This window comes from Myxococcus sp. AM011 (assembly GCF_013372595.1).
Taxonomy (GTDB): Bacteria; Myxococcota; Myxococcia; order Myxococcales; family Myxococcaceae; genus Myxococcus; species Myxococcus eversor.
On record NZ_JABXEM010000332.1, the window covers coordinates 1 to 11131 of the forward strand.

Sequence of the window (11131 nt, forward strand, 5' to 3'; positions counted from 1 at the left end):
GCGGGAGGCGGGGCGCATCCGCCGGGGGGAGAGCCCCGCGAAGGGACGGGTTCCCGCGCGGGTGGCGTACGTGCTGGGCTGGCTGACCCTGGGGGTCCTGTCCGCGTGGCTGCTGTTCTGGGGCTGGCTGTACTTCGCCGCGTCCGGCGACCGAGGCTGAGGCGGCGGGCTTCAGACGCCGCGCGCGTTCGGCTCCCAGAGGTACTTGTGCATCTGGAGCTGGAAGCGGACGGGGAGCCGGTCCTCGATGGTCCACTCGGCCAGCTCGCGCGGGTGGAGCTTGTCGAACACGGTGGAGAACAAGAGCGCGAAGGGCTTCTGGGCCAGCCGGTGCTCGGTGATGAGGGCCTTGGACCAGTCGTAGTCCTCGCGTGAGCCGATGACGAACTTCAGCTCGTCGTTGGCGTTCATCGACGCGAAGTTGCGCAGGTCATTGCGCGAGGCCTCGCCCGAGGACGGCGTCTTCATGTCGACGATTTTGTGCACGGCGGCGGGCACCAGCCGCACGTCGATGGCGCCGCTGGTCTCCAGCAGCACGGTGTAGCCCTCGTCGAGCAGCGACTGCATCAGCGGGTAGACGCCGGGCTGGAGCAGGGGCTCGCCGCCGGTGATTTCCACGCGCGGGGTGCGCAGCGCCTTGATTTCCTCGAGGACGTCCGCGTTCTTCCGGCGCGCGCCGCCGTGGAAGGAGAACTCGCTGTCGCAATAGGTGCAGCGCAGGTGGCAGCCGGTGAGGCGGATGAAGGCGCACAGCAGGCCGGCGTGCGAGGACTCGCCCTGGAGAGAGAGGTAGATCTCCTTCACCACCACGGAGTCGGCGGTGGGGACGAGGCGGGGCTCGATGTGGGGGCGCGCGGCGGGCATGGCTTCTTCGTGAGGCGAAGGGAGCGGCGCTTCAACCCCAGTCAGCCCGGGAGGTCAAGCCGCCACCCCAATCCGGAGCCAACGTTTCGGGGGCGGCCGGGGATTCCCGGGTCCGCGCACCCGCCCCGGCGTGCGGCGAAGTGCGTGGAATCTGGGGGACTTGCGGCCGTCCGGGCTCAGGAACCGCCTGCCCCCTGGGCGCTGGCGGGCGCCGCTTCCTCGGCGGGAGCCGGGCGGTGGTGGTGCACGGGGCACGTCTTGGGGAAGGTGCCGAGCTCTTCGACGACGTAGCCTTTCGGGTAGGTGCGCAGGTTGACGCTCTCGCGGCCGAACTTGGGGACCTCGCGTGGGGGCAGGGCGTAGCGCACGAACTTCCCGCGCAATTGGAGCGCGGAGCGGAACACCTTCCGGGTGAGCGCGGAGGGGCGCGGGTAGTGGAACGCGTCCAGCAACGCGTCCTCCATGAGGGTGCGCGCGAACAGCTTCACGAGCTTCTTGGGCGCCAGGTGGGACGGCGGGAAGGTGGTGAGCAGCTCGAGCGTGGAGTCGGCCACGGCCTGACCGCGCGCATCGAAGGCGAAGTGCTTCGCTTCATAGCCGTCCAGGTACGCGACGAAGTCCGCGTGCGTCTTCGGGATGTCCTGGATGCCCATGTGGCGGCCCATCTCACGGTAGTAGTGGGTCCACGCCTCCACTTCGTTGGAGGTGAAGGGCCGCCAGCCGAACTCGCCCACCCAGCGGATGGGGCACACCGCGAAGGTGGAGAGCACGTAGCGCATGTCATCGTTGGAGATGGCATAGGCGCCGTGCATCTGGTTCATCCGGCGGAAGGCGCTGTGTCCAACGGGGCTGGCGATGCCGTGCTCGAGGATGGCGTCGAGGACGAGCACGGTGTCGTCGTAGCGCTTCTGGGTGCGCTCGTTGAACTCCCGCGTCTCGTGCAGGAGCACGCCGATGCTCGGCACCGCGTAGGTGCGGAACAGCGCGAAGCTGAGCGCCTGGGTGATGTCCCAGGGGAACTCCTGGGTGGTGAGGATGCGAACGATGTCCTCGTACTGAGTCACGGCATCGAGGCTGTCGGTACGGTCGCGCAGCGCGAAGCGATTCATCCGGGTCCCTCCTGCGGAGAAGGCGGGAGGGACGCTAACTGATGGCGCGAAGGCCTGCTTATTGGCACCCCTGGGCCGCTGTCAGCCTTTGTGCGCCGGGCCCTTCACGCGCTCGATGAAGGCGTCGATGAGGTGCCGGGCGATGCTCAGGCGCGGCGGGACGCGGGGCAACTGGTCGGGGTGGAACCAGTGCGCCTCGGCGATCTCCTTGCCGTCCACCTGGATGTCGCCGCCCGCGTACTCGGCGGTGAAGCCCACCATGAGCGAGCGCCCGAAGGGCCACGGCTGCGAGCCGAAGTAGCGGATGTTCTTCACCTCGATGTTGACCTCTTCCTTCACCTCGCGCGCGACGCACTCCTCCAGCGACTCGCCCGCATCCACGAAGCCCGCGAGCGTGCTGAACATGGGCTCCGGCAGGGTGGAGTTGCGCGCGAGCAGCATGGTGTCGCCCTTCGTGACGAGCACAATCATCGCGGGGGAGATGCGCGGGTAGAACGGCGTGTTGTCCACCGTGCAGCGACGGGCGCGCTCTCCGGCGACGAGCTGGGTGGGCTGGCCACAGCGTCCGCAGAAGCGGTGCTGGATGTCCCACTCGGCGATGGCGAGCGCGCGGCCGGCGACGGCGAAGCGCACCTCGTCCAGCCGCTTGTAGAGCGAGCGCGCGGGCACCAGCGTCATGCCCTCCGGCGCCGCGAAGTCCCGGGGCAGCGGGGCGGCGTAGCAGTCCACGCCATCCAGCGCGCCCAGGTAGTGGGCCGCCTCGGCGAGCTGGGGGAACGCGGAGCCGGTGGGCAGGTTGATTGCGCCCTCCTGCTCGGTGATGAGCAGCTCCATGCCGCGCGAGAGGAAGAGCAGGGCGCCGTCGCGCGGTCGGCCGGGGGGCTCGTGGCTGGGGAGGAACGAAGAAGGGCTGGGGCTCACCCGGCCACCTTAATGGCCCGCGACGGGCCACGCAGGCTTCGTTGTGATGAGCGCCGGGGAGGGGCGGCGCGCACCCGTGGCGCTCTCCGGCGTGGGGGCTAGATGCCCTTTTCGATGAGCTCCACGCGGTAGCCGTCCGGGTCCTCGACGAAGGCGATGACGGTGGTGCCGTGCTTCATCGGCCCCGGCTCGCGGACCACCTTGCCACCGGCCTGCCGAATCGCATCGCACGTCGCGCGGATGTCCGGCACGCCGAGCGCCACGTGGCCGTAGGCCGTGCCCAGCTCGTACTTCTCCACGCCCCAGTTGTGCGTCAGCTCCAGCGCGGGGTGGGTGTCCTCGGGGCCGAAGCCGACGAAGGCCAGGGTGAACTTGCCGTCGGGGTAGTCGTGGCGGCGCAGCAGCTTCATTCCGATGACCCGCGTGTAGAAGTCGAGCGACTTCTCCAGGTCTCCAACGCGCAACATGGTGTGCAGGATTCGCATGCGCGCTTCATAACCCCGGGAGCGCCTCGCGTCTCGGCGCGTTGTCGGCTCCCGGACTACGGGTTCACGGAGGACTCATTCGCCCGGACGTTCCGTGGAACGGTGAACGTCCCCACGTACACGCGGCCTTCGGACACGGGCTGTCCGCTCGGCTCCAGCACGTTGACGCGGGACTGGTCGCCTCCCGCGTGCCACAGGCCCACCAGCACCTTCCACTCGCCGGGCCTCCAGCCTCGGGTGGAGAGGGAGAAGGCGTCGCGCAGCAGCGTGTCCCGGGGTGCGTCCGCGAAGAACCACGTGCCGCCCACCACCGCGTGGTCCGAGCCCATGCGCTGGCCCTCCGCCGACACCACGTGCACGAAGACGCCCACCGAGCGGGGCACTGGCGCGGACGTGCGCCAGTGGAGCACCAGGGGGAGGATTCCCTCCGCGTCCGGCTCCGCGGGAACCTCCGCGCCCACCAGCTCCACCGGGACTTCGAAGCGCGTGTCCACGGCTTTGGCCTGGGGAGGCAGCGCCGGCACCGTCAGCGGCGAGCCATCCGCATTGCGCGGCTCCGCCTTCGCCACGGGCTCGTGCCACGCCATGCCGAGCACGAGCCACGTGACGATGGGCACGGAGAACACGCTCATCGCGACGGGCCATCGGAGCGCGTGCCCACGGCGCCCGCGCCACCCGAGGAACGCGAGCCCAGCCCACGCGAGCCCGGACACGATTGCGCCACCGATTCCCGAGCGGGGCAGGAAGCTCAGCACCACCTGGTGGTGACCTTCCGGCACGCGCACGCCGAGCAGGCCATCCCGCGAGACGACCTCGCCCTGGGACGACTTCCAGCCCGGGTGCCAGTTCTGGTTGACGAGCAGCACGGTGGGCCGCGTCGCCTCCACGTCCACGGACACGCGGTTGGGCGTCCACTCCACGCGCTTCGCGGTGCCCGCGCTTGGCTCCTCCAGGTACTCCTCGGCGCTCAAGTCTCCACGAAGGCTGGCGGACATGGGCACGGGCCACGCCTCGCCACAGGCGATGGAGCCCCGGTTGAGCGCGAGCAGGTGTCCCTGGGACCAGCGATTGCCGCGCGCCTGGGCGAAGGGCTGCTCTCGCTCGGCGGGCATCGCCGTCATCTGCGCCCAGCGCGACAGGTTGTCGAAGGCGCGAAGCTGCAAGCCCCAGCTCGCGAAGGCCACGGCGCACGCGGCCACCGCGGCCCAGGTCCACTTCGAGGGCGAGCGCCACGTGCGCGTGAGCAACACGGCGAGCCCCAGCGCGGCCAGCTCCGCGAGGAAGTAGCTGGTGGGGACGAGGAAGCGCTCGGGGTAGCGGAACGTCTCGAAGATGGGGAGCGTGCGCAGCCCCGCGAACAGCGAAGGCTTCGCCGAGTAGCCCGCCGCCATCCACGCGCACAGGCCCGCCATGATTGCGGGATAGAGCGCGCGGCGTCGGGCGAAGGCGAGGGCGGGCAGCGCGAGGGCGAGGGCCACGGGCGCGAAGTAGAAGTTGCCCGGGTCGCTGTAGCCGGAGCGCGCGGGGAGCTGGAGCAGCATCTTCGCCAGCGGCTCCAGGGCGTTGCCCGGCGTGCCCGCCATGACGCGCGGTGAGGAGCGCATCGTCTCGATGAGCGGCCACAGCCGGAAGGCGCACGCGGCCAGGGTGAAGCAGGCGGTGGCGCCCAGGGCCCACAGCGCCCTGTTCCGTCTGGCCCTATCGCGCGGCCCGCGCAGCCCATACAGCGCGCGGCCGGTCTCCAGCGTGACGAAGAGGGCGCCCATGGGCACGGGGTAGGTGCCGCCGAAGCTCAAGAGCAGCGCGAAGACGCCGCCCACGAGCGCCACGCCGGACAGCTTCCCTTCGATGACGCGCCGGGTGCCGACGAGCAGCCACGGCAGCAGGAGGAAGCCCGCGAAGTTGAGCCAGCCGATGGCCCAGGACAGCGCGGTGAAGCCCATCAGTCCGAAGAGAGGAGCCGCACCCAGCGCGCCCAGCGCGGAGCCCGTGCGTCGTCGGGCGTAGTGGAAGAAGCCCTCCATGCCGAGCACGAGGAAGACCCACAGCAACAGCGGCTCCGCGCGGCGTGGGCCCACGAGCGAGGACAGCACCACGGTGGGAGAGAAGACCCGCGTCTGCGGACTGCCCAGCGCGTACTGGCCACCGCAGGACCAGGGGTTCCACAGCGGGAGCTGTCCGTAGTGCGTCACGCTGCGCGTGCCCGCGTCCTCGTACGAGTCGAGCAGGTGCGAGTCGCGGAAGTCATTCATCCCTCCAGCGAGCGACAGGGAGTGCCAGCACGCGGCGAGCGCGAGGACGCCGAAGAGGGCCAGGCGCACGCTGGTGAGCGAGGCGGCGCGGTGGGCGGCGCGGAGCAGTCCGTGGGAGGAGGTCGTCATACGGGAGGGCGCGCGCGGGGAGGCGGGAGGGTGCCGGGCATCAGTCGTAGAACGGACGGGGCTTGCACGGGCTGGCGGAGGCCTTGCGCGGCGGGAGGATGGGGGCCGAAGAGCGCAGCTCGGAGTCGATGGCGTCGAACACGTCCGTCACCGGCACGTCGCGCCTGCGCGCCTCGCTCATCACCCAGCCACGCTCCGATGCGCCGAAGTCGTCGTCCTGGGACCAGTGGTCTCCGGGGAACGAGTGCATGGAACGCCGACGCCAGTGGGGCTCCGCCTCGGCGGCGGCCCGGCCCAGCAGGACGCGCTCGTCGGCGGACAGGCGCCGCGAGGGCGTCCTCACCTCCGAAGTCACCGCCCGCGCCACCGCCACTCCGCCACACAGCGCGAGGGCCACCCAGCCCGAAACCGCCACGCGCTTCCAGCGCGCCTGTGTCGTCGTCATCGTCATGGCACCCACCTGTCCTGCCGTGGGTTCCTACTCCAACTTCCCCGAGCGCTTCACCCGATTCAGCCGGAAGGGCGGCGGGCGGAGCACCAGGGCGCCGTCCGCCGGGCACCTCGACTCAGGAGCGGTCGTTCTCGTCGGCGTCGGCTTCCAGTTCGTACGGGTTCGCCAGCAGCCGATGCGCGCCCTCCATCATCTCCACCACGATTTGTCCGGCGGGCTGCACGCTCTCGATGCGCGCCATGCTGGAGCCGCTGGCGGGCAGCACCATCTCCTCCAGGTCGCCCTGCGTGTCGGGCGTGGGCACGAAGGCGCTGAAGCGAGGCATCGTGTAGAGCGCATCGCCGCCCGTCAGCCCCGGGTACAGCCGCGTGGTTCCAATGGAGTCGGTGGAGTTCGTCGGCGCGCGTGCCTCACGGCCCGCCCACTCACGCACCACGCGGTTGCGCAGCACGCGCTGACGCGGACCGGACCACTCGGGGCCGAAGAGGGTGGTGAAGTCGGAGTCGCGCGCGTCGCCGTCCACCAGGCGCTGCTTGTAGCCCGGGTGCGCGTACGCCTCCACGGAGGCCACCATGCGCGTTCCCACCCAGACGCCGTCGGCGCCGTGGAACAGCGCCCGCGCCGCGCTCAACCCGTCCGCGATGCCACCGGCGGCGAGCAGCGGCAATTCCCCCACCAGCGCGCGCAGCTCCCGCACGAGCTGCAGCGTGGGCGTGGTGCCCTTGTTGTAGCCCGCCGCCTGGCGGCCCTGCGCGATGAGCCCGTTGATGCCCAGCGCCAGCGCCTCCTTCGCGAACTCCACCGAGCTGGCCTGCACCCAGACCTTCGTCCCCGCGGCCCTCAGGTCCTTCACCCACTCCGCGGGCGGCAGGGCCCAGTGGAAGGCGACCACCGGAACACGCTCGGCGATGCACGTGTCGATGTGCTCGCGCGTGGTGAAGTCCCCCGCCCGCGCGCGGTCGAGGATGAAGTCCACGCCGAACGGGCGCTGCGTGCCGGCGCGGATGGCCTGGATGCGCGAGCGCAGGAAGGGCGCGGGCTCCGGCGCGGAGCCGAGCATGCCGATGCCTCCCGCTTCCGACACGGCGATGACCAGCGGCGGCAGCGCCACGAAGGCCATGCCCGCGCTGACGAAGGGGTAGTGCACGCCCAGGTCCCGCGTCAGCCGCGTGTGCAGCGTGTTGTCCTCGAGGACGTGGATGGGAGGACGTCGAGGCGCGCGGCTTTCGTCCGACTCGGAAGGAGAGCCCTCGTCATCCAGCTCGCTGTCCCCAGGACCCCCCGAGGGGCCGGCCCGGTGGGAAGGGGGCGCGGCGCGTCCGTCGTTCGTTCCGTTCATCATGTCTCCTCGGTGTCGCTGGCCCGCTGACCTCTCGCAAAGGTTACCAGCATCCCCTGGCCGTTGAGGTCAGGGGACGAGGTGGCGGAGGGCCCCCCGGGTGCTCGAAGACATTCGCCGGTGTCGGGTGGTGAGCACCCGGGCCGCGTCTACGTCGCGAGTGACTTCTTCATGTGTCGGTGGGGTATCCCCACTTCCGTGAACGCTTCCGCATACACGGAATAGCCCAGGCGTTCGTAGAACGGCACGACCGGCTGCCGGGCGTGGAGGTGGACGTGGGTGATGCCCCGTCGCACCAGCTCCGCCTCCAACGTTTCGACCAGACGGGCACCCAGGCGCTGCCCCTGCAGGTGGGGCGTCACCGCCATCTGGAACAGACGTCCTCCGTGCGAGTCCTCGGGGTTGAAGAGCACGCAGCCGAGCACGCTGTCACCCCGGTGGGCGACCAGGTGGAGGCTTTGTGCCTCGAATGGAAACTTCACCGCGTCCCGCGTGTGGCCCAGGGGCTCGCGCAGCACGCGGAAGCGCAGCTCCAGCTCCGCCTCGTAGAGCGCGTGTCCGGGCTGGATGAAGGTGAACTCGAGCTCGGGCTCGCTCATGCGTCAGAAGGTCCCCGTGAGCTGGAGGGTGAAGGTGCGTCCGTACTGCGGCACGGGGGCGATGGAATTCTCGTCCGACACGGGAATCTGGTAGTCGGAGTCGAGCAGGTTGTGGACGCCGGCGAAGTAGCGCAGCGGGCCGTAGTCACCGGAGAGGCCGAAGCCGACGAGCAGGGCCTCGCCGCTGTCCGCGCCGCCGGCGCCGGTGGGCCGAGCGCTCTGGTAGGTGGCCTGGGTGGCCAGCCGCATGTCGCCGTTGCCCACGGGCATCAGCAGTCGCCCGGAGACCAGGTGCGCGGGTGACGCGGAGGCCACCACGTCCGCGGCGTTGCGAAGCGTCACGTATGAGTAGCTCACGTCCACCAGCAGCCAGCGTCCCGGCTGCCAGTGCACGCCCGCCTCCGCGCCCCACGCCAGCGTGGTGCCGCCGTCGTTGACGAAGCGCAGACACGGAGAGCCGCCGCAATCCGCCGAGGGGGCGTCGTCCGTGCGCAGCTGCACCAGGCTGGAGATGCGGTTGTGGTAGCCGGCCACCGACAGGCGCAGCTCGTCCGTGAGGTCGTGCGAGTGCTCCAGCTCGAAGGTGGTGATGGTCTCCGGCTCCAGGGACGCGGGCGGCGCCTGGGTGATGCCGTCCGCGTAGTAGAGTTCGTAGACGTTGGGCGCGCGGAAGGCCCGGCCGGCGACCAGCTTGGTGAGGCCCGCGTCGTAGGGCCTCGCGATGATGGCCAGTCGCGGGGTGATGGGGGTGGTGTCCAGGTCCAGGTACTTGTCCAGACGCAGGCCCGCGGAGAGGCTCAGGCGCGGGTGCACCTTCCACTCGTCGAGCAGGTACGCGGACAGGAGCGTGCGCGCCTTCGTCTCCAGGGGGATGTCGCTCGCCGTCTGGCGCACGCTGAGCTGCCCTTGCGCCTCCACGCCGAGCGTGAGGCGGTTGCCCTCGAAGATGCCCACGCGCGCGCGAAGCTCGCCGCTGACCCAGTCCGCCGCGCCGCCCTCCTTGTTGGAGCCGCCGGCGCTCTCCGGGTACACATAGAGGCCCTCGTAGCGACTGAGGTCGAACGAGGCGCGCCCGGACAGGCTGAAGCGCTCGGTGAACTCACGCTCGTAGCGCGCCTCGACGAAGGCGCGCAGGTCCTCCACGGTGTTGCCCTCCGCGCCCGGCACGGTGCCGTAGGGGGCGGTGGGCAGCTCCTTCGAGCGGACGTTGAGCTGGCCCTGGAAGGAGAAGTCTCCCAGCCGGGCGCGCACGGAGGCGGTGGCGGCCCGCTCCGCGTCCAGCCCGGTGACGAGCAGGTCGCCCAGCGCGGGGTCCGCGCGTCGCAGCAGCGTGGTGTCCGCGCCGGAGGCCGTCAGCGCCGCGGCGCTCACCAGGATGGAGCGATTGCCGTCCTCCCAGGACGCGGTGGCGTGTCCGCGCGTGGTGTTCAGCGCGCCCACCGCGCCGGTGACTTCCAGGTGGTTGTCCGGGCCGAGCGACTCGCGGGGCACCACGTTGATGACGGCGAAGAAGGCGCCGGTGCCGTACAGGGCGCTGCCCGGGCCGCGCACGACTTCGATGCGTTCGACCTCCATCAGGTCCACGTTGAGGTCGTGGGCGGCGTAGCCCTGGCCGGCCCACACGTCGTTCATGGCGTGGCCGTCCCAGAGGATGAGGACGCGGGTGTTGAGGTCTCCGGGGGGCGAGAAGCCGCGCACGCCCAGGTACGTATAGGTCCGGTCGTCGGTGAGGTAGAAGCCGCGCACGCCGGCGAGCGCCTCCGCGAGGGTGCGCCAGCCGAACGCGCGCAGTTCCTCCTGGGTGAGCACGGTGGTGGAGGCGGGAGCGTCGTCCACGGCGACCAGGCTCTTGGACGCGGCGCGCACGGGCGGGGGCGCGTAGCGCAGCTCCGCGTGAATCTTCACTTCCTGGTCGGCCACGACGGTCACCTTCTGGCGCAGCGGACGCACCTCGCGGCTCTCCACCTCCAGCGCGTGCTCGCCCTCGGGGAGGGTGACGACGGTGGGAGTGAAGCCGGCGGGCTTGCCGTCCACGCGCACGGTGGCGCCGTCGCGGTTGGCGGTGACGACGAGCCGGCCGGAGGGACGGTCCTGGACGCGCAGGGCCACGGAGAGCGGGACGCTGCCGTCGGCGGGCACGTCCACCACGTACTGGCCGGGGGAGTAGCCGGGGGCGCGCACGTAGAGGATGCGCTGACCGGGAGGGAGGCGGGCGCGGCCGGGCAGCCTGGTGATGACGGGGCCGTTGGGGGCGTCGCGCACCTCGGCTCCCTCGGGGGTGCCGGTCAGTTCGACGCCGCCGGTGATGAGGAACAGGTCGAAGGTCTGCTCCGTCTCACGGCCGCGCGCCACGGTGACGGTGGCCTCGGTGGGACGGTAGCCGTCCTTCTTCACCATGATTTTGTGACGGCCGGGTGACAGCGCGAGCGTCTGTGGCGAGCGGCCCCGGCTGCCCAGGTCCATGCGGTCCACGTAGACGTCCGCGCCCTTGGGGACGGTGGTGACCTTGACGAGCGCCACCTTGGGGCGCAGTCGGTCCAACGAGCGCGAGACTTCCGAGGCGTCCTCCGTGGGCAGGTCCTCGGTGAGCAGGTCGTTGTAGTAGCGGTACGCCTCGTTGAACTTGCCCAGCGCCTCGAAGCAGCGGGCGATGTTGAAGAGCACGTTGCGGTTGGGCACCAGCCGGTAGCTGGTGAAGTAGGAGCGCAGGGCCTCGGTGTACTGGCCCTTGGCGTAGGCGTCGTTGCCCAGCTCGAAGGCGATGTCCGCCTCGTCGGCGTTGTTGTCCGCGTACGCGGGCACGGACAGGAGCAGGAGTGACAAGACGAGAAGGCCAGAGCGAGAAGGAAGCATGGGGCGGTGACATTCTTCCTTCTATGGAATGGCAGGTCCATGGGGGCCTTTGGGTGGGCCGCCGAATGTCAGACCCTCTGGGTAGGAAGGAGTGGACACGCGGTATGGGGTGGGGTTCCACTTCGGGGA

General features: G+C 70.6%; 9 protein-coding genes. All 9 read right to left on the minus strand.

What is annotated here, in order from left to right; translation table 11 throughout:
* Window positions 1–171 precede the first annotated feature (171 nt).
* The 9 genes from HUW62_RS41910 to HUW62_RS41950 all read right to left on the minus strand — a co-directional run bounded on the left by HUW62_RS41910 (window position 172) and on the right by HUW62_RS41950 (window position 11002).
* The gene (locus HUW62_RS41910) at window positions 172–864 is read right to left on the minus strand and encodes a radical SAM protein (RefSeq protein ID WP_163863661.1); all 693 of its coding nucleotides are present in this window, start codon (window positions 862–864) and stop codon (window positions 172–174) included.
* 176 nt (window positions 865–1040) lie between these two features.
* Entirely contained in the window at window positions 1041–1973 is a 933-nt protein-coding gene (locus HUW62_RS41915) for an oxygenase MpaB family protein (RefSeq protein WP_176437617.1), read from the minus strand.
* An 81-nt stretch (window positions 1974–2054) separates the two neighbouring features.
* Window positions 2055–2894, minus strand: coding sequence for an NAD(+) diphosphatase (nudC, locus tag HUW62_RS41920; RefSeq protein ID WP_163863657.1), 840 nt, complete (start codon window positions 2892–2894; stop codon window positions 2055–2057).
* A gap of 98 nt (window positions 2895–2992) precedes the next feature.
* A complete protein-coding gene (gene gloA, locus HUW62_RS41925; protein WP_176437618.1) occupies window positions 2993–3379 on the minus strand; it encodes a lactoylglutathione lyase in 387 nt (128 codons plus the stop codon).
* 56 nt (window positions 3380–3435) lie between these two features.
* Window positions 3436–5760 carry a hypothetical protein gene (locus tag HUW62_RS41930; RefSeq protein WP_176437619.1) on the minus strand — a complete coding sequence of 775 codons (2325 nt, stop codon included), beginning with the start codon at window positions 5758–5760 and terminating at the stop codon, window positions 3436–3438.
* A 40-nt stretch (window positions 5761–5800) separates the two neighbouring features.
* On the minus strand, window positions 5801–6211 hold the full coding sequence (locus HUW62_RS41935; RefSeq protein WP_163863652.1) for a hypothetical protein: 411 nt from the start codon (window positions 6209–6211) through the stop codon (window positions 5801–5803).
* Between the two features lie 115 nt (window positions 6212–6326).
* Window positions 6327–7553: a nitronate monooxygenase family protein gene (locus HUW62_RS41940; protein WP_240356181.1), complete on the minus strand. Its 1227-nt coding sequence runs from the start codon at window positions 7551–7553 to the stop codon at window positions 6327–6329.
* Window positions 7554–7699: 146 nt separating this feature from the next.
* A complete protein-coding gene (locus HUW62_RS41945; protein ID WP_163863650.1) occupies window positions 7700–8149 on the minus strand; it encodes a GNAT family N-acetyltransferase in 450 nt (149 codons plus the stop codon).
* Window positions 8150–8152: 3 nt separating this feature from the next.
* Complete coding sequence (locus HUW62_RS41950) at window positions 8153–11002, minus strand: TonB-dependent receptor (protein ID WP_163863648.1); 2850 nt, start codon at window positions 11000–11002, stop codon at window positions 8153–8155.
* Window positions 11003–11131 lie beyond the last annotated feature (129 nt).

What these genes read in the sequence shown, in the direction of transcription:
- HUW62_RS41910 (WP_163863661.1), bottom strand. Translation starts at nt 864, where the DNA reads ATGCCCGCCGCGCGCCCCCACATCGAGCCCCGCCTCGTCCCCACCGCC.
- HUW62_RS41915 (WP_176437617.1), bottom strand. Translation starts at nt 1,973, where the DNA reads ATGAATCGCTTCGCGCTGCGCGACCGTACCGACAGCCTCGATGCCGTG.
- gloA (WP_176437618.1), bottom strand. Translation starts at nt 3,379, where the DNA reads ATGCGAATCCTGCACACCATGTTGCGCGTTGGAGACCTGGAGAAGTCG.
- HUW62_RS41930 (WP_176437619.1), bottom strand. Translation starts at nt 5,760, where the DNA reads ATGACGACCTCCTCCCACGGACTGCTCCGCGCCGCCCACCGCGCCGCC.
- HUW62_RS41935 (WP_163863652.1), bottom strand. Translation starts at nt 6,211, where the DNA reads ATGACGATGACGACGACACAGGCGCGCTGGAAGCGCGTGGCGGTTTCG.
- HUW62_RS41940 (WP_240356181.1), bottom strand. Translation starts at nt 7,553, where the DNA reads ATGATGAACGGAACGAACGACGGACGCGCCGCGCCCCCTTCCCACCGG.
- HUW62_RS41945 (WP_163863650.1), bottom strand. Translation starts at nt 8,149, where the DNA reads ATGAGCGAGCCCGAGCTCGAGTTCACCTTCATCCAGCCCGGACACGCG.
- HUW62_RS41950 (WP_163863648.1), bottom strand. Translation starts at nt 11,002, where the DNA reads ATGCTTCCTTCTCGCTCTGGCCTTCTCGTCTTGTCACTCCTGCTCCTG.